General features: G+C 36.7%; 20 protein-coding genes. All 20 read right to left on the bottom strand.

The features are described from left to right. Nucleotides 1-29: 29 nt before the first annotated feature. The gene (locus RRV45_RS09535) at nt 30-818 is read right to left on the bottom strand and encodes a phosphatidate cytidylyltransferase (protein WP_315668577.1); all 789 of its coding nucleotides are present in this window, start codon (nt 816-818) and stop codon (nt 30-32) included. Nucleotides 819-837: 19 nt separating this feature from the next. Next, on the bottom strand, nt 838-1,614 hold the full coding sequence (locus tag RRV45_RS09530; RefSeq protein WP_315668576.1) for an isoprenyl transferase: 777 nt from the start codon (nt 1,612-1,614) through the stop codon (nt 838-840). 254 nt (nt 1,615-1,868) lie between these two features. Further along, nucleotides 1,869-2,426: a ribosome recycling factor gene (frr, locus tag RRV45_RS09525; protein WP_315668575.1), complete on the bottom strand. Its 558-nt coding sequence runs from the start codon at nt 2,424-2,426 to the stop codon at nt 1,869-1,871. Further along, nucleotides 2,426-3,151: a UMP kinase gene (gene pyrH, locus RRV45_RS09520; protein ID WP_315668574.1), complete on the bottom strand. Its 726-nt coding sequence runs from the start codon at nt 3,149-3,151 to the stop codon at nt 2,426-2,428. Before pyrH ends, frr begins: the two co-directional genes overlap by 1 nt. A gap of 100 nt (nt 3,152-3,251) precedes the next feature. After that, a complete protein-coding gene (gene tsf, locus RRV45_RS09515) occupies nt 3,252-4,133 on the bottom strand; it encodes a translation elongation factor Ts (RefSeq protein WP_315668573.1) in 882 nt (293 codons plus the stop codon). A gap of 187 nt (nt 4,134-4,320) precedes the next feature. Further along, nucleotides 4,321-5,022: a 30S ribosomal protein S2 gene (rpsB, locus tag RRV45_RS09510; RefSeq protein WP_315668572.1), complete on the bottom strand. Its 702-nt coding sequence runs from the start codon at nt 5,020-5,022 to the stop codon at nt 4,321-4,323. A gap of 153 nt (nt 5,023-5,175) precedes the next feature. Continuing rightward, entirely contained in the window at nt 5,176-5,784 is a 609-nt protein-coding gene (locus RRV45_RS09505) for a hypothetical protein (RefSeq protein ID WP_315668571.1), read from the bottom strand. Between the two features lie 9 nt (nt 5,785-5,793). After that, on the bottom strand, nt 5,794-6,105 hold the full coding sequence (locus tag RRV45_RS09500; protein ID WP_315668570.1) for a hypothetical protein: 312 nt from the start codon (nt 6,103-6,105) through the stop codon (nt 5,794-5,796). A 37-nt stretch (nt 6,106-6,142) separates the two neighbouring features. After that, the gene (locus RRV45_RS09495) at nt 6,143-7,501 is read right to left on the bottom strand and encodes a DUF342 domain-containing protein (RefSeq protein WP_315668569.1); all 1,359 of its coding nucleotides are present in this window, start codon (nt 7,499-7,501) and stop codon (nt 6,143-6,145) included. 25 nt (nt 7,502-7,526) lie between these two features. After that, the gene (locus RRV45_RS09490; RefSeq protein WP_315668568.1) at nt 7,527-8,288 is read right to left on the bottom strand and encodes a FliA/WhiG family RNA polymerase sigma factor; all 762 of its coding nucleotides are present in this window, start codon (nt 8,286-8,288) and stop codon (nt 7,527-7,529) included. A 134-nt stretch (nt 8,289-8,422) separates the two neighbouring features. Next, nucleotides 8,423-8,920 carry a chemotaxis protein CheD gene (locus RRV45_RS09485; RefSeq protein WP_315668567.1) on the bottom strand — a complete coding sequence of 166 codons (498 nt, stop codon included), beginning with the start codon at nt 8,918-8,920 and terminating at the stop codon, nt 8,423-8,425. 4 nt (nt 8,921-8,924) lie between these two features. Further along, nucleotides 8,925-9,551, bottom strand: coding sequence for a chemotaxis protein CheC (locus RRV45_RS09480; RefSeq protein ID WP_315668566.1), 627 nt, complete (start codon nt 9,549-9,551; stop codon nt 8,925-8,927). A 4-nt stretch (nt 9,552-9,555) separates the two neighbouring features. Beyond that, on the bottom strand, nt 9,556-10,026 hold the full coding sequence (locus tag RRV45_RS09475; RefSeq protein ID WP_315668565.1) for a chemotaxis protein CheW: 471 nt from the start codon (nt 10,024-10,026) through the stop codon (nt 9,556-9,558). Nucleotides 10,027-10,079: 53 nt separating this feature from the next. Beyond that, nucleotides 10,080-12,137: a chemotaxis protein CheA gene (locus RRV45_RS09470; protein ID WP_315668564.1), complete on the bottom strand. Its 2,058-nt coding sequence runs from the start codon at nt 12,135-12,137 to the stop codon at nt 10,080-10,082. 19 nt (nt 12,138-12,156) lie between these two features. Beyond that, complete coding sequence (locus RRV45_RS09465; protein WP_315668563.1) at nt 12,157-13,248, bottom strand: protein-glutamate methylesterase/protein-glutamine glutaminase; 1,092 nt, start codon at nt 13,246-13,248, stop codon at nt 12,157-12,159. 9 nt (nt 13,249-13,257) lie between these two features. Next, nucleotides 13,258-14,124, bottom strand: a complete 867-nt coding sequence (locus RRV45_RS09460; protein WP_315668562.1) for a MinD/ParA family protein — start codon at nt 14,122-14,124, stop codon at nt 13,258-13,260. Nucleotide 14,125: 1 nt separating this feature from the next. After that, entirely contained in the window at nt 14,126-15,289 is a 1,164-nt protein-coding gene (gene flhF, locus RRV45_RS09455) for a flagellar biosynthesis protein FlhF (RefSeq protein ID WP_315668561.1), read from the bottom strand. Continuing rightward, nucleotides 15,286-17,322: a flagellar biosynthesis protein FlhA gene (gene flhA, locus RRV45_RS09450; RefSeq protein WP_315668560.1), complete on the bottom strand. Its 2,037-nt coding sequence runs from the start codon at nt 17,320-17,322 to the stop codon at nt 15,286-15,288. The genes flhF and flhA overlap by 4 nt, the downstream gene beginning before the upstream one ends. A 95-nt stretch (nt 17,323-17,417) precedes the next feature. Next, nucleotides 17,418-18,503, bottom strand: coding sequence for a flagellar biosynthesis protein FlhB (gene flhB / locus RRV45_RS09445; RefSeq protein ID WP_315668559.1), 1,086 nt, complete (start codon nt 18,501-18,503; stop codon nt 17,418-17,420). 3 nt (nt 18,504-18,506) lie between these two features. Then, nucleotides 18,507-19,283, bottom strand: a complete 777-nt coding sequence (gene fliR / locus RRV45_RS09440) for a flagellar biosynthetic protein FliR (RefSeq protein ID WP_315668558.1) — start codon at nt 19,281-19,283, stop codon at nt 18,507-18,509. Nucleotides 19,284-19,286 lie beyond the last annotated feature (3 nt).

Below are 19,286 nucleotides of genomic sequence, written 5' to 3'. Positions count from 1 at the left end.
AATTCAACTCCTGTTGCATAAAGAACTAACTACATTAAATAAATAAAATGCAATAATGGCCAAACGAATAATAAGCTATCAAAACGATCTAATATTCCGCCGTGCCCCGGCATTATATTACCGGAATCCTTTACATCATAATGGCGCTTCAAAGCGGATTCAACTAAATCACCAATTTGTCCAAAAATTGACAGGACTATCGTAATGATGGATAGCTGTAGAAAAGAGGCATTAATATCTGAGAAAAGAATAAAGAGCGCTGCCACTATTAGTGCACAAACGACACCACCAATCGAACCTTCAATTGTCTTATTGGGGCTAATTTCAGGCCAGAGCTTGTTTTTACCAATAGCACGGCCAATAAAATAGGCTCCAGAGTCGGTTGCCCATATGATAAATAAGGAATAGAAAATATAGACTAGTCCCGATTCACGTGTTTCAATAAAGAAATAGAAACCAATACCAATATAAAGTACAGCAAGAATTGAAAACGCAACATCATCAAAATTAAATTGATTTTTTGTTGTTACTGTATAGGTTAAAAAAAGTAAAACCGCGAGGAGGACAAATTCAATTTTCGAATAGCTTAGTGGTTCAAAACTATTCTGGAACTGTTTAGGTAGTAGCATTACCCATAATAGTAATAAAGAAAGTAGCCCTGGTAAAGAATAGAGCTTAATTTTGCGCATTTTTAATACTTCATATAGTGCAATAGATGCCAATAAATAGGCTAGAATAATGAATGGAAATCCACCATAAATCGTTAAAGGCAAAAAAATTGCACCAAATATGATCGCTGAAATGATTCGTTGCTTCATCTATGTCGTCACACCTTTATTAAACTCCGCCAAACCGCCTCTGACGGTTCTGGAATACCTCAATCGCTTCAATAAAATGCTCTTCGCCAAAATCTGGCCATAGAACATCAGTAAACCAAAACTCCGTGTATGCAAGCTGCCAAAGCATAAAATTGCTTAAACGGATTTCCCCGCTTGTTCTAATTAATAAATCAGGATCATTTAGATCTTTCGTCATTAAATAATTTGAAAAAACTTCTTCATTTAAATCATTTTCATTTATTATACCACTATTGCAATCTTTTAAGACAAGTTTGATTCCCTCAATAATTTCCGCCCTGCTCCCATAATTAAGAGCGAAGTTCAAAATTAACCCGGTATTATCCTTTGTATCTTCCATTGCCTTCTCAATCGCATTCCTTGTATGTGTAGGCAGCATTTCCTTATAGCCCATCATTTGTACCCGTACATTCTCTTCGACTAGCTCAGGAAGGAATGTACCTAAAAACTCCTCCGGGAGCTTCATTAAAAAATCCACTTCCATTTTAGGTCTTTTCCAATTTTCAGTCGAGAAAGCATATAGAGTTAAGGTTTTTATTCCAAGCTCATTAGCCAATTTTGTCATTTTCCGAACTACTTTCATTCCCTCATGATGCCCCGCAACACGCGGCAGCGCTCTTTTCTTTGCCCATCTGCCATTGCCATCCATTATAATCGCTACGTGTGAAGGAATCTGAAGCTCTTGAATTTTCAAGATTCTCTCTCGGAGATCTGTTGAGCTATTCTGATTTCTCCATTGTTTCATTTTATTTAACATAAAAATGCTCCTTTAGATAGGTTTTCTTACCTCCGAAAAGAAAACTTGCCGATTAGTACATCTGGTAAGGACAAGATAGAGTTCATTTTCCGCATGATTTTATCATACCAAAAATAAAGAAAGTTATCTCTATAAAAGGGTATGTATAGATAACTAAATTAAGAATATGCTTTATATGTATTTATTTTTCTATTGCGGGAATTAGTACCTAGAAGATTGAAAAAACCCCCTAATGATAGAGGGTAGATGATGCATTACACTTCAAGTACTTCTTTTTCTTTATCCTTTGTAATGGAATCGATTTTAGCAATTTGCTCATCTGTCAGCTTTTGGATATCATCAGAGTAACCACGTAAATCATCTTCTGTAATTTCTCCATTTTTCTCCAGCTTTTTTAAATCATCATTCCCATCACGGCGAATATTACGAATAGCAATTTTTGCTTCCTCTGATTCCTTTTTAACCTGTTTAACCAACTCTTTCCGGCGCTCCTCTGTAAGCTGCGGAATAGAAAGTCTAATAATATTTCCATCATTTGATGGGGTTAAACCGATATCTGATTTAAGGATGGCTTTTTCAATATCACCGAGAATCGTTTTATCGTAAGGTTGAATGACTAAAAGTCGTGCTTCTGGAACAGATACACCTGCTAATTGATTAATAGGCGTTGGCGCCCCGTAATAGTCAACAGTAATCCTATCAAGTAAGGAAGCATTGGCTCTCCCTGCACGGATCGCTGCTAATTCACGAGTATATGCTTGGATTGCTTTTGTCATTTTTTCTTTTGCATTCGCAATTACTTGTTTTGGCATTATTTTTTCCCCCTCACAATTGTTCCGATTGTTTCGCCCATAACAGCGCGATTAATATTCCCCTGTTCCATAATCGAGAAAACAATTAATGGAATATCATTATCCATACACAAAGAAGATGCCGTAGAATCCATTACAGCCAACCCTTCTTTTAATACGTCTAAATATGATAATTCTTCATATTTTTTGGCATTTTTATCAACACGCGGGTCAGCAGAGTATACACCGTCAACATTGTTTTTCGCCATTAAGATAACTTCCGCTTCTATTTCTGCTGCACGTAAAGCGGCAGTTGTATCAGTTGAAAAATAAGGGTTACCTGTACCAGCTGCAAAAATAACAACTCGCTTTTTCTCTAGGTGGCGAATTGCCTTTCTGCGAATATATGGCTCTGCGACTTGTCTCATCTCAATTGAGGTTTGAACCCTTGTCTCAACTCCTAGCTGCTCAAGGCTATCTTGAAGTGCTAATGAGTTCATAACAGTTGCAAGCATGCCCATATAGTCAGCATTTGCTCTGTCCATCCCCATTTCTTCCCCAATCTTCCCACGCCATATATTTCCACCGCCAACAACAACTGCAACCTCTACTCCTAATTGAGCTAAGTCTCTTACTTGTGCTGCAACTGATTTAATGACGGCAGGATTAATTCCAAAGCCTTGCTCTCCTGCTAAAGCTTCTCCACTTAATTTTAAGACGACGCGTTTGTACTTTGGGTTGCTCATAAAGACCTCCATATGTAAAAATCGAAATGCGTATACGCACTTTGAAAAATAGGGAACACTGTGTGTTCCCTAGATTAAGCATTTCTTGATAGTAAGTTTATTATTTCTTAACCTGGCTCATTACTTCTTCTGCGAAATTGTCTTCACGCTTTTCTAAGCCTTCTCCAACTTCGTAGCGAACGAACTCACGGATTTTTCCGCCTTTTGATTCAACAAATTTTCCAACCTTTTGGTCAGGGTTTTTAACAAACGCTTGGTCGTTTACACAAACATCTTCGAAATATTTGCTTAAACGGCCTTCTACCATTTTAGCAACGATATTTTCAGGTTTTCCTTCATTTAATGCTTGTTGTGTTAATACTTGACGCTCACGCTCAACTTCTTCAGCAGAAACCTCGTCACGTGATACATATTTAGGATTTAATGCTGCAATATGCATAGATACATCTTTAGCTGCATCTTCATCTGTTGTACCTTCAACTACAGTTAACACACCAATACGTCCACCCATATGCAAGTATGCACCAAATGCATCGCTGTCTGTTTTTGTTTTAACAGCAAAACGGCGAAGTGTAAGCTTCTCTCCAATTTTTGCGATAGCAGAATTAATATGAGTTTCTACAGTTGCACCATTATCCATTGTTTGTCCAAGAGCTTCTTCAACTGAAGCTGGTTTTTTCGCTAAAAGGTGATCAGCTAATTCTTTTACAAGAACTTGGAAACCTTCATTCTTTGCAACGAAATCTGTTTCAGAGTTTACTTCAAGAATAACAGCTGCATTCCCTTCAACTTTGATAGTTGTAAGACCTTCTGCTGCAATACGGTCGCCTTTTTTAGCTGCTTTTGCAATTCCTTTTTCACGTAAGAAATCAATTGCTTTTTCCATATCACCATCAGTTTCTTGAAGAGCTTTTTTACAATCCATCATACCTGCGCCTGTTTTTTCACGAAGTTCCTTAACCATTTGTGCAGTAATAGCCATTATGAAAATCCTCCTTAAATCTATGTATTAATATTTTTACCTATATTTTCACTTACAAACAATAACCCTTTAAAAAAAGGTGATAAAGGGTGCTCCCTTATCACCTTTATTATTGTTAGCCTTGATTCTTAGCCTAATCCCTCAAAACTTAAAATAGATTTGATTTCATAAACCAGAATAGCTTTTATTAAGCAGTAGTAACTTCTTCGCCTTGTTTTGCTTCAAGGATCGCATCAGCCATCTTAGCAGTTAATAATTTAACAGCACGGATCGCATCATCGTTTGCAGGGATAACAACATCAATTTCATCCGGATCACAGTTTGTATCAACAATACCTACGATTGGAATATTTAATTTATGTGCTTCTGCAACAGCAATGCGCTCTTTGCGAGGATCAATGATAAATAAAGCATCTGGAAGAGTCTTCATATCCTTGATTCCGCCTAAGAATTTTTCTAAACGCTCTTGCTCTTTCTTCAATTGAACTACTTCTTTCTTTGGAAGTACTTCAAACGTTCCATCTTCAGACATTCTTTCGATATCTTTTAAACGGTTAATACGCTTTTGGATTGTTTCGAAGTTCGTTAAAGTACCACCTAACCAGCGTTGGTTAACAAAGTACATACCAGAACGGATTGCTTCTTCTTTAACAGAGTCTTGAGCTTGTTTTTTCGTACCAACAAATAGGATTGTACCGCCGTTTCCAGCAAGTTCTTTAACGAAATTGTAAGCTTCTTCTACCTTCTTAACCGTTTTTTGAAGGTCGATGATGTAGATACCGTTACGCTCAGTGAAGATATATTTCTTCATCTTAGGGTTCCAACGGCGTGTTTGGTGACCAAAGTGTACACCAGCTTCAAGCAATTGTTTCATTGAAATGACTGACATTGTTTTTCCTCCTAATGGTTTGTTTTCCTCCGCTTATTTCATTTTCAATCGGGAACTGAAAGGGTTTCAGCACCGTCCGACTAAATCAATAAGCGTGTGTATTAACACCATTTGTTAATATAGCATAAAAATAATGGACTATCAAGTTATTCCTTATTTCTTTTGATTAAATTTTAATAAAAGATTAATTTCTGTCTTACCTTTATTTAGCTTTTGAGCAATTTCTGTCTCATTATATCCTTGCTTTTTTAATTGAAGAATATCATTTAATAGTGATTGATCCTGTGAATTCTCTTTTTCATTTACGTCTGCAAGAATAGTATTGGTTTCTAGAGGCGGCAAATCTACCTTATCATTTGCTATTACTTTGGAGTTATTACTGGCATGACTACTTGGAACAACAGCGTTTTGTTTGTATGCATTTGCAGCACTATAAGCATTTGCTTTTCCAATTCGGTTTTGAAGACTTACATTTTTTTCAAGATGAGAGTCATCTTTACTTTTCTTAATCGTTACCCGACTTTCTCCGTTCGGGAAAGTTTGAGCATTCCTTTCAATTTTCCCCATTCGCTTAATAAAATCTTCGTTTTCTTCCTTCATCTGAACTAGATAAGCAGAAATGACTTCTTCCATTTCTTGAAGCATTTTTTCCTGTTTTTTCTCTACTTGTAAAAAACGGTTTTGACGCAAAAATAATATGATAATTGAAAAAAGGGCAAGAACATTTAAAAATAAACTGATAAATAATAAGAAAGTGGTCATATAATCCCTCTATCCACTGTAATCAATGACATTACCTTTATATGGATGTTTCTCCTTTTCAATAAGCTTGCTGCTTTTCTTTTTTTGTGGAGTATCTTTATCTTCCCCAGCATTGCCATTATGCTCATCTTGGGTAAGTTTGACATTCGCTTTTTGTTCGTGTTTTATAACAGTTTCTCTATGCTGTTTTTCTTCTTTATGGGTTCGCTCTGTGGCAAAATCATTGATGTTTTGACCTCGCTGCTGCAATTGCTCTTGTATTTTCCCCACTTCCATTGTCCTTGGTAAGGCAATTTGCATTTCAATCGACTTCAAACTCATAGTTCCACACCCATCTCTAATAAGTCAATTTTATTGTCTATAGAATAGGCTCAGTCACGATTTCCCCGCCTTGAAGTAAAAAACGTGCTGATGATTGTTTGTGCTGCAATTGCTTGGCATACTTCCCAAAACGCAAAGTACTATTTGGAAATACTGTCTCATAAATATAAATGGAAGAGTCTTGTCTTTCATTGAGTGCTTCCTCCAATTGTCTTAGCTCTTCATCAATATTTGTGATCTGCCCAACAATATGTTGTTTTGTAGATTTTTGCTTGAGAATAACTACTTTTTGTTCTTGAGTTAGATTCCCAGTCAGCTTTGCAATTCCTAATAGCTTTCGCTCAATATTTGATAATTTCTCAAGATTATCAATTAATTTCGCTCTTTCTAAATGTAACTCTTTCTCTCTATCAGCCAAAGACGTATCTAAGTGAGCTTGTAGTTCCGTTTTTGTAAACAAATGGTTTCCAACTTCTTTTACATGTATCTCTTTATTAGCTGTAAGGAATCCACCGATAACGAATGCATTTTTGCCTAAGATGGAGGAACCTGCCCGAATTTTACTGTGTAAAATAGAGGACTCTATAATGACATCATGACCAGCTTGCACATTTGCCTGATTTAAGTAGGTTGCCTGAACATTTCCTACGCTTGAGATCATCCCTTTATTTCCTCCCGTAACCCCTCCAGAAATAATGATATTGCCTTCAGCATGAATATGTGCAGCCTCTACTAAACCAAATATTCTAACATCTCCACCAGCTTTTATTTCGTATCCGCTAGGTACATTTCCTCTAATAACGACATTGCCAATAAAATCAACATTTCCTGTCTTTAAATCAAGGTCACCATTGACTTCAAAAACGGGATTGACGGAGATCATTTTGTCTGTAAGGCTTAATTGCCCATCAGAAGTTGAATAAAATCTTGAATTATTTAAAATAACATTTTTTCCTGGTCTTATTTTAAGGGGGTTTCCATTTTTAGCGGGAATCCTTTTTCCAAATACATCCATTCCGTCTGTACCTGGAGTAGGCGGGACAACTGAAGCAAGAGGCTGGCCACTTGAAACAGATGGGATTTGAAGAACTTTTCGGAAGTTGAATTTTTCTCTTACCTCTTTTTTCTCATGCTGAACTTCATTTAGAAGATAGGCATCCACCCCATTTTTAGGCGGGATGCCTTCAGCAATAATGGATGGATAACTTAAGGATTGTGGGTTTTCAAAAATCTGATTTATCACATCCTCAATGATTCCGAAAGATATCTTTTCTTTAGAAAGAAATTGTTCAACATCACTCTTTTTAATGGAAAAGTCATTTGCTACATTCGAAACTAAATCAATTTTTGCTGTTAAACGATCCTTCGTTATGATTATTCGATAATGCTTTTCCATTTCGGTTCCCCTTTCAAACTACAATCTAAATAACTTTTATTAAAGCATTCCTTAATTTAAAAATTGCCTTTGAATGAATCTGAGAAATTCTAGAAGTCGATAGACTCATCACTTGTCCAATTTCTGTTAAGGTTAATTCTTCTTTATAAAACAAGCTAATAACTAGCTGTTCTTTTTCATTTAGTAAAGAAATCATTTCGATAAGCTCACGGATCATTTCATCTTTTACTATTTTATCTTCAGGAATTTCTGCACGATCATCTTTAATAATATGTGAGTGGCCTTCTTTATCATCTTGATCATTAAACTTTTCATCCATTGAAAGAATATTTGCAAAGAAATGTTCATTTATGACAGATTGCACTTCTTCTTCACTCATATTTAGTTCAGATGAAATTTCCTCGATACTTGCATTTCGCATTAGTCGCTGCTCGAGTTTTTCAATTGCAGCTTCAATTTTTTTTGCCTTTTCCCTAGTATTTCGCGGGAGCCAATCCTCTTTTCTTAAACCGTCTAAAATAGCACCTCTAATTCGGAAGGATGCATATGTATCAAACTTCAGATCCCGATTTGGATCAAATTTTTCCAAGGCATCATATAAGCCTATCATTCCCAGACTTCGTAAATCATCCCGCGAAACATTTCTAGGAAGATTTACGGAAATCCGCTGGACATGATAACTCACTAACGGCAAATATTTCTTTACAAGATAATCCCCTGCTTGATTATCACGTGAGTCGACCCAATTATGCCAATATCGTTGCTCCTGAAGTGTTTGATGCGCCATGGTCATCCTCCTCAAACGTTTCCTTTTCCATAAACGATGATTACAATCCTAGTAAAAAATCCTTTGCCTTTCATTAACTCCATTACCGAGTAAACTCTTTTAGGAAACAGCCCACACATCTGGTATGAGGCTGATTATATTTCCTGTACACCCTTATTTACTGTCCGAATATGTAGTATACATGTCTGTGGATCAAATTCTATTGTTCTTCCACTATTTCCGCCAACATCTTCAGAAACAATAGAAATTTTAAGTGCTGCTAGCTCTGCCTTTACAGCATCTACATTTCTAGGACCGATCCGCATAATATCACTGCCAGAAGAAAATTGAAACATTTGAGCCCCTCCAGCAATTTTCGCCTTTAAAGAATAGGCTCTTGCACCATTTTGAATAAGCTTAGACACTAAGTCTTTAACAGCCGTATCTGCATATTTGGCAGTATTTATATTACCTGCCTTTGCAAGGTTCGAATCTGGAAGCATAATATGTGAAAGCCCTGCAATCTCCCGTTGCTGATCATAGACTACCACTCCAACACAAGAACCTAATCCAGAGGTGCGAATCGTATTAGGGGTTTTAACAATATTCATATCAGCAATTCCCACTTTTATAACTTCTTTACATTGGATCATTTTGTTATACTCCCAAAGATTTAAAAATCGTATCGAAGGATTCTGGATCTGGCAGTAAGAAAAAATGGCCCTTGACCGCTTCTTTATCTGCCCCATCATCATTAAGTGCTGTATCTATTACAATGGCGAAATCGCTGACTTGTGATAATTCGATCAGTCCATAGCTAATTATTGCACCAGCCATATCAATGCTTAATGCTGGTACAGAAGGATATAATGATAAATTGGTGAAATCAGAGAGAGAGGATAAATATGAACCAGAAAGGATATTTCCAAGCTCCTGATAAGCAGATAATCCTAATTCACTATAAGGCGGTGAATCAAAGCTGAAGTATTCATCACCAATCATTTCACGAATAAATCTGGAAGCCTGTTCAACGGGTAAGACAAAAAACATGCTTCCAGGGGCATCGCCTTCAATTCTTAGGAACACTCCAGCAACAACATTATCTGAACCACCCATCATATTCATCATTTCATCAAATGAAACGATCCTGACGTCTGGCACTTTCATGTCTATTTTCTTATTTAATAACTTAGAGAGCGCAGTTGCTGCATGTCCAGCTCCTATATTTCCAATCTCTTTTAATATATCAAGATGCATGGATGAAATTTTTTCAATAAAATTCATTTGTTCATCCTTCATTTCCTTGTAATATTAAACGTTCTTCTATATTTAAGATCTTCTCAAGGTCAATAAGAATTAACAAACGATTTCCGACCTTGGCAACACCATTAATGTAATCGGCCTCTGCTACCCCTACAACTTCAGGTGGCGGTTCAATCGAGTTAACTGGAATGTCGATTACATCATTAGCTAAATCAACAATGAACCCGACCTCCAAATCATTAAGTCCTGCGATAATGACCCTAGTACTATCTGAATAGCCAACCTCTTCTAGCCCAAATCTGCTGCGAAGATCAATAATTGGCGTAATGACTCCGCGTAGATTAATGACACCTTTAATAAACTTTTCTGTTCTTGGCACTCTCGTAATATGCTCAATTTTCTCAATGGACCGAACTTGATTTACCGGGATTGCATACTCTTTATTCATAAGCTGAAAAACGATTAATTTAATATCAGAAGCTATAGTCTCAGCCATACTGATCCACTCCTTACTAGACAATCTATAATTAATGGTACGAAGATAATGGTTTACTTAATTAACGAGTTGCAATCTACAATTAACGCTACCTGACCATCACCAAGTATGGTAGCTCCCGATATAGCAAATACATTTGTTAAATAGTTTCCTAGAGACTTTAAGACAACCTCCTGCTGGCCAATAAAAGAGTCAACAACTAGGCCTGCCATTTTGTCTCCTTTTCTAACAATGACAACAGAGTAGAATTCATCCCCTTCTTCAAATACCGGTACTTCGAAAATTTCTTTTAGGAAAAGAAGCGGAACAACCTTGCCTCTAAAATCGATAACTCTTTGATTATGGGCATTTAGTATATCAGATTTTTTTACAATCGCCGTTTCAATAATTGAAGATAGTGGGATAGCGAATTTTTCTTTTTGTATTTCAGTAAGCATAACCGAAATAATCGACAATGTAAGCGGTAATTGTATCGAGAAAATCGAACCTTTGCCTAGATTTGAATCGATAGATACCGTACCGCCTAATGATTCAATTGTGCTTTTTACAACGTCTAGACCCACTCCACGGCCTGAAACATCAGAAATCTTATCAGCTGTTGAGAAACCAGAAGCAAGTATTAGCTCAAAAACCTGCTTGTCAGTCATTGTTGCTGCCGCCTGTTGCGTGACTATACCTTTTTTGATCGCTTTTGCAAGCACTTTATCCCGATTAATTCCAGCACCATCATCTTCTATTTCAATAAAGACATGATTGCCACTATGATAAGCTTTTAGAATAACTGTTCCTTCTTCATTCTTTCCATTAGCTTTTCTAATTTCAGGTGTTTCAACTCCATGGTCAAGTGCGTTTCTAATTAAATGAACGAGCGGGTCGCCAATTTCATCAATAACTGTTCTGTCTAATTCTGTTTCAGCACCAATTATCTCAAGATTAATCTTCTTGTCTAAATCACGGGCTAATTGACGAACCATCCGCGGGAATCTATTAAATACTGTTTCTACTGGAACCATGCGCATGTTTAAAATAATATTTTGTAAATCACCTGAAATTCTTGTCATCCGTTCTACCGTTTCATGCAGCTCCTGATTATTTAAATCGCGGGAAATTTGTTCAAGACGCCCCCGGTCTATGACTAATTCTTCAAATAAATTCATTAGGATATCAAGTCTTTCAATATTCACCCTGATTGTTTTGCTGTTAGAATTCTTAGCTGATGAGGATGATGCCCCCGCTTTCTTTTCTTCTTGCTTTTGAGGAATATTATTTTCAGTCGTTTCCTTTTCTTCAAAAATCGGTGCAAGACTTTCAATAAGCTCATGTGCATCTAATTCAGATTGACGCAATGCTTCCAATGATAAAACCTGAACATCAACTCTTTCTACCTCTGAAACCTTCATCACTTTCTTATGGATATCTTCTTTAACCTCTTTAGATACGATTGTGACAGTAAATTCCTGATCAAATTGTTCTTCCTCTAATTGCTCAACCGAAGGATTTGCCTTTATCACTTCACCGATTTTCTCAAGAATTTCAAATACCATAAATACTCTTGCTGCTTTCAGTAAGCAGTCTTCCCTTAACGAAACCGTTATTTCAAAAGTTTCAAATCCCTGTTCCTTTGATTGCTGCATGACTGTCAGTTCAAACTCATCGTAAACACTTTTTACTGTTGGATTGAGCTCTGCAACAGCAACTGCTGCCTCAGCTTTTGCTATTTGGGAAATACTTTCCCCTTTTTCTATCATTAATAGCTTTTCTACTACTTCGGCTACGTCTCTTTTTCCGTCTCCGCCTTCAGCAATGGATTGAACCATAGCTTCAAGGTCATCAACAGCAAGGAAAATAACATCAAGGATCTCTGGATTAAAAGTAAGCTTATGATTTCGAATGGCGTCTAGTACATTTTCCATTTGATGGGTTAATTTTGCTAAGTCTTCATAGCCCATCGTTGCTGACATTCCCTTTAACGTATGTGCCGAGCGGAAAATCTCATTAACGATTGATATATTCTCAGGGTTCTTTTCAAGCTCAAGCAGCTGTTCATTACAAGCCTGTAAATGTTCTTTACTTTCTTCAATAAAGACTTCTAAATATTGGTTCATATCCACGAGCTCTCAGCCCTCCACATTAAACATATTTCAAAATTGATTCTGCAATTTTATCCACATCTTGAATTTCGTCTATTAATCTTGTGGCAATAGCAGCTTTTGGCATTCCGAAAACAATTGACGTTTCTTGTGATTCAGCTATGGCAGTAACTTTACCAGTGTTTTTTAGGGCAATAAGTCCTTGAGTTCCATCTGACCCCATTCCAGTCATGATGACTGCTACCTTCTTGTAATCCTTAATTTCACTTACTGATTCAAAAAGAATATCTACTGCAGGTCTGTGCCCGTTTCTAGCATCTGACTTTTCTAAAAATGTAAGCAGATTATTACCCGATTGCCTTACTTTTAAATGAAAACCGCCAGGAGCTATATAGGCAGTTCCCTTTTGTACTATTTCACCATCAATTGCTTCCTTTACAGATATTTCACATAGTGAATCTAATCTGTTTGCTAATGATTTCGTAAAACCAGCGGGCATGTGCTGAACAATAAGAATGGCAGCATCAATAGTTGGAGGAATTTTTGTTAGAACCTGTTGCAGAGCTCTCGGTCCTCCTGTAGAAGTTCCAATACAAATTATTTTTTTTGTGTAGGGATCCCTATTTTGTTTACTAATTTCACTAGATTCACTTAGTTCTATTTTACTATATCTTTCTTCATGATTTATAGGTATTTTTCTATTAGATGCTAAATTTATCAATTGTTTCCTGCTTAATTTGCTTGCTAAGATGACTTTTCGAACCAATTCTTCTTTAATTTTATGTAAATCAAGAGATATCGCACCCGAAGGCTTTGCAATAAAATCAAAAGCGCCATTTTGAATAGCCGTTAACGTATTTTCTGCACCTTCTTTTGTTGTACTAGAAAGCATAATGACTGGAACCGGATGTTCAATCATGATTTGTTTAAGAGCATCAAGCCCATTTAATAGGGGCATTTCAACATCCATAGTGATAACATCTGGATTCAAGTCTCTTACTTTTTTCAGTCCATCTTCACCATTTCTCGCCGTTCCAATGACTTCAATTTGTGGGTCTTCTTTAAGAAAATCAGAAATTAGCTTCCTCATAAAGGCCGAATCATCAACAACTAGCACATTAATTTTTCTCAATGAAGACGCCTACCTTTCGAAGAGAAATCGCTTTAGTTTTGAAATAAATGAAAAACTATTTCCTAACGGTTTATCATGAAAATACTTTTCTTTATACCGATCAGCAATTTCAATAATTGATTTTGAAGCAGGTGACTTTTCATTGTTTAGAATAAAAGGGGTTTGCCTTCTAACAGCTTGCTGAATCGATCGGTCATCCGGGAGCATTCCAAGATAGAATGATTCCCTTCCAAGAAAATTCTGTAACACTTTAGCTATTCGGTTATAGGTCATCTGCCCTTCCTTTTCATTCTGAACACGATTAATGACAATATAGTAGGGGATTGATGAATCAACTAAATGAATATGTTTCAGCATCGAGTAGGCATCTGTCATGGCTGTAGGCTCTGACGTTGTGATACACACAAGCTCTTGGGCTGATAGAATAAATTTAATTGATTCATTTGTGATGCCGGCACCCATATCGAAAATGACATAGTCATACTCAGCAAATAATACTGAGAGCTCTTGTGTAAAATGTTCTACCCTGTTTTCATCTAAATGTACGATGTGGGAAAGTCCAGAACCGCCTGCAATATATTTTAGCCCCTCAGGCCCATGCATTATCGCTTGCTTTAATGAAACTCGGCCTTCAAAATAATCTACGATTGAATACTCTGAAGACGTTCCCATCAATATATCAAGATTACCCATGCCTAAATCCATATCGAAAAGCAATACTGCGAAGCCCTTCTTTGTTAAGGATATTGCAAAGTTGAGAGAAAAGTTAGATTTTCCAACTCCTCCCTTACCGCTTACAACCGCTAAAGTTCTAGGATTTTTCCTTAGTTTACTTGCTCTTAATCTTATTCGTAAATCTTCTGCCTGGTCTTTCATTTTATTCGACCCCAATAATTGTTTTTGCTATCGTACTAGGTTTCACTTCAATCATATCGTCAGGAACATTTTGACCATTTGTCAAGTAGGCAACACCCTTGTTGTATTTTGTGATCAAATTATACATCGCTCCGTAGCTTGAGGTTTCATCCGATTTTGTAAAAATAAATTTATCGATTTCAATAATGGAGAACTGTTCATATATATCTTCCATATCCCTTTGTTTTGAAGTAAGAGAGAGAACTAGAAAGGTTTCCATGTCATGATCAAAATCAATAACCTGTTTTAAATCTTCAACATATTGCTTGTTTCTAAAGTTTCTGCCTGCCGTATCGATTAGAACAAGATCATATTCATTGAAGTTATTTGCAGCCTTTTTAAAATCATCGATTGTATAGCAGACCTCCATTGGTACATTTAAAATTTTGGCATAAGTTTTTAATTGATCAATCGCTGCAATCCGGTACGTATCTGTAGTGATAAAAGCAACTTTCTTTTTATGATTAATTACACATTCTGCCGCAATCTTTGCTAGGGAAGTTGTTTTTCCAACCCCTGTAGGACCGACCACATTTAAATACTTTTTCTTAAAGGAAACTCCGCCAAAGTTTATTCCTCTAAGCTGGTCAACCATGTTCTTTTCAAGCCAGGAATATACCTCATTAATTGATGCAGTTGCCCCATTTACATACCATTTTTCAAGAAGTGAAGTTAGTAGTTTGTTTTGATTAGCTTCATTGATGTCCTGTTCATTTAATAATTTTTGCATCAGCTTTAAATGTTCAGGGTAAACAGGTCCAAATTCTGGATTAGAAACGGACATTGCCTTTAACTGCGACTTTAACTCATTAATTTCCTTCATTATGTCTTCAGAAGGCTTATGTTTTTCACTAATCTTATTATTATTATTTGCGTTCTCCATCTTAAAATTCCGGTTCGTATCAGGTGCAGTTGATAGCTTTTGTTTTGTGATTGTTTTCGTTTGAGAATTTGCCAGTTGATCAGTAGCTGCAATTACTTCTATACTACGTTTTTTAAAAAGCCCTAGAAAACCGCCTGACTGAACCTCTCTAGAATTTAATATAACTGCATCACTTCCAAGCTCGGCTCGGATATGCTTCATAGCTTCAGCCATGGAAGGTGCAATATATTTTTTTACCTTCAATCTATGTTCACCACCCCTACACTCTGTACTTCTACATTAGCTTCAAGTTCGTTATACGAAAGAATTGGAATTTGCGGGAAATATCTTTCGGTTAACTGACGGACATACATTCTTACTGCAGGAGAGCATAAAACAATAGGTGTTTGTTCAATTAAAGACAATTGCTCTACCTGTGAAGCGATTGATTCTAAGACGGATTGAGAAACTGTTGGATCCATAGATAAATAATTGCCATGTTCTGTTTGCTGGATACCTTCAGCAATTAGCTTCTCTACTTTACCAGAAAGTGTTACCACTTTTAGTGAATCAGAACCTTGAGAAAATTGATTTGTGATTTGCCGTGCCAATGCTTGGCGAACATATTCTGTAAGTAATTCTGTGTCGCTAGTTACTTTTCCAAAATCAGCTAGTGTCTCGAAGATGATTGGCAAGTTTCGAATGGATACATTTTCTTTTAACAGCTTTGCCAATACTTTCTGCACTTCTCCAACTGAAAGCGGGTTTGGTGTAACTTCCTCAACAAGAATTGGATAGCTCTCATTAAGATGGTCAATCAGTTGTTTCGTTTCCTGACGACCGATTAGTTCATGAGCATTCCCCTTAATCACTTCTGTAATATGGGTGGAAACAACAGAAGGCGGATCCACTACTGTATAGCCAAATATTTCTGCCTGTTCCTTCATATCCTCTGTAATCCATTTTGCAGGCAGTCCAAAGGATGGTTCTATCGTATCAATCCCTTCAATTGAATCATCTTCAATACCAGGGCTCATTGCTAAATAATGATCAAGCAGCAGCTCGCCTCTTGCCATTTCATTTCCTTTGATTTTTAGTCTATATTCATTCGGTTGAAGCTGAATATTATCTCGAATTCGTACAACAGGAATAACTAAGCCTAATTCTATTGCTAGCTGCCTGCGAATCATTACAATACGATCAAGCAGATCTCCACCTTGATTAGCGTCTGCTAACGGGATAAGCCCATAACCGAATTCAAACTCAATGGGATCCACGTTTAATAAACTAACTACGCTTTCTGGACTTTTCATCTCACTTGCTTCCAGTTCTTCATCGATTTCCTGAAGCTCTTCCTTCCCTTGATCAGGGGTACGGTTGATCATATATCCCCCAAAACAGAGAAGCCCAGCAATCGGAATCGTTAGCAAATCACTAATTGGAGTAAACAGCCCTAATAAAAATATCGTTCCTCCAGTAACATATAGCATTTTTGGAAAAGCAAATAATTGAGTTGTAATGTCTTTTCCTAGATTACCATCAGAAGCCGCTCTTGTTACAACAATGCCCGTTGCAGTTGAAATAAGAAGTGCAGGAATTTGGCTGACTAAGCCATCCCCTACTGATAATAATGAAAATTTTGATGCAGATTCAGCTACCGACAACCCTAGCTGCATCACACCGATCACAATCCCAAAAATCAGGTTAATTAAGACAATAATGATTCCTGCAATTGCATCCCCTTTTACAAATTTACTTGCACCATCCATTGAACCATAAAAATCCGCTTCTCTACTCACCTTTTCACGTCGTGCACGAGCTTCCTGCTCTGAAATCATTCCAGCATTTAGGTCCGCATCAATACTCATCTGTTTCCCAGGCATCGCATCAAGGGTAAATCTCGCAGCGACCTCAGAAACACGCTCAGCTCCTTTTGTAATAACGATAAATTGAATGATAACCAAAATTAAAAACACAACTAGACCAACAACAAGATTACCGCCGACAACGAATGTACCGAAAGTATGGACAACTCCGCCCGCATCACCTGTTGAAAGGATTGAACGTGTTGTCGAAACATTTAATCCTAAGCGGAAAAGCGTCAATAATAATAATAATGACGGGAATATCGAAAATTGAAGCGGCTCACTCATATTCATTGTCGTCAATAAGACTATGAGTGCCAATGTAATATTAATTAAGATTAGTATACTTAGAAGCCACGATGGAAAAGGGATAATAAGCATAGCTACAATTAAAATGACAGCTACTAATACGGATAAATCTCTTCCTGACATAAAATTCCTCTCCTAAAAAGAAAAACCTGGCAAAAGCTTATTTACTATTGGTTTCCAAAGTTTTTCTATAGCACTCTAAAAATGTATAGAGATCATTAAATTTTCTTTTTCATTCTATATACATGGGCAAGAATTTCTGCGACTGCCTTGAAAAATTCTTCAGGAATTGCATCTCCAATTTCTGCCTGACTATATAAAGCTCTCGCAAGAGGCCGATTTTCAACAGTTATAATATCCTTTTCTTTAGCTATCATTTTTATCTTTTGAGCGACAAAGTCGACCCCTTTTGCGACAACATAGGGTGCATCGAGTTTTGCCTCATCATATTTTAATGCAACGGCGAAATGAGTTGGATTGGTGATAACGACGTCTGCATTCGGAACCTCCTGCATCATTCTTCTCATAGCCATTTCCCGCTGTTTCTGTTTTATTTTTGATTTAATAAGGGGATCCCCTTCAATATTTTTATACTCGTCTTTAATATCTTGTTTTGACATTCGAATGTTTTTTTCAAAATCATATTTCTGATACAAGAAATCTAATATCGATAGAAATAGCAGGGCACCTGAGGCATACAAACCCATTTGCACAGTTAAGCTGCCAATCGTTGCCAGTGCAGCTCCAACTGTTTTTTGTGATAAGATCAGGATCTCATCTATTCTGCTCCATAAAACCAAAAAGGTAATAATGCCAACAAAGCCAATTTTTAAGATTGATTTTAAAAGTTCAACAATGGCTCTAACTGAAAATATCCGTTTAAATCCTTTAATTGGATCCAGCTTCTCTAGCTTCGGCTGAATCGCCTCAGTAGAAAATAAAAATCCTACCTGGGCATAATTTGAGACTATTCCCGAAAGCATTGCAACTAGCATGATCGGACCTAAAAATAGGACAAGCTCCTTTAAGATAGCTAAAAAAACAATTTGTATATTTGCTTCTGTCAGTTCCATAAGCATTAACTGATTAAAAGTATGAGTCATAATATAAAAAACAATATCCTTTAAATAGGATCCCGCAAATAGAAGGAATAAAAAAACACCTAAAAGGACAACGGCTGTGTTAACATCCTGGCTCTTAGCTACTTGTCCCTTTTTTCTTGAGTCCTGTCGTTTTTTCGGTGTTGCTTTTTCCGTTTTTTCTCCTGCAAAATATTGCAGGTCTAACGCAATTAGTCGTTTCATCTGTTAAGTTCCCCCAATAATTTCCATTAGACCACGCATTGTATTTAACATCATTTCGAATAATTGGGAAACTACTAGCAGCATAATACTCATCACTGCTATTAATACAATAAAGCTCACACCTATTTTCAATGGAAGTCCCACAACAAATACATTTAGTTGGGGAACTGTTCGAGCAACAATCCCCAAGGCAATATCCACTAAAAATAAACTGCCCACGACAGGGATTGACATTTGAAAGGCAATAATAAACATCGAATTAAATGCCTTTACTACATATTCCACCATGCTTTCATTCCCAAATGAGATCCAGGACTGTTCTAAAGGAATAAACTGATAGCTATAAAACACCCCATCCAGCAATAGATGATGGCCATTCACAGTAAGTAAAAAAAAGAGTCCAATCGTATATAAATATTGACCCATAAGCGGGCTTTGTGCACCTGTTTGCGGATCGATGACGTTTGCAATGGCAAACCCCATCTGAAAGTCAATAAAACCGCCGGCGATTTGTATGGCCGATAGAATCAAATAAGCGATAAATCCAATTAAGAGTCCGACCAAAGCTTCCTTAATAATTAATAAAAAATAATGACTGTCTATTTCTAACACAGGGGCATCCAAAGTAAATACCATAATGAATGACATAAAGAAGCCTAAGCCAATTTTTGCAGCAGTTGGAATAGATCGATATGAAAAAAGGGGCATCATCAGAAAAAAAGATGTTACCCTTACTAAAATAAGTAAAAACACTGGGAATGCAGGTAAGAAATTCACCATATG

The organism is Bacillus sp. DTU_2020_1000418_1_SI_GHA_SEK_038 (assembly GCF_032341175.1).
Taxonomy (GTDB): domain Bacteria; phylum Bacillota; class Bacilli; order Bacillales; family Cytobacillaceae; genus Cytobacillus.
The sequence above is the reverse complement of the archived record's forward strand: the minus strand, read 5'-3'. Positions and strand labels throughout refer to the sequence as shown.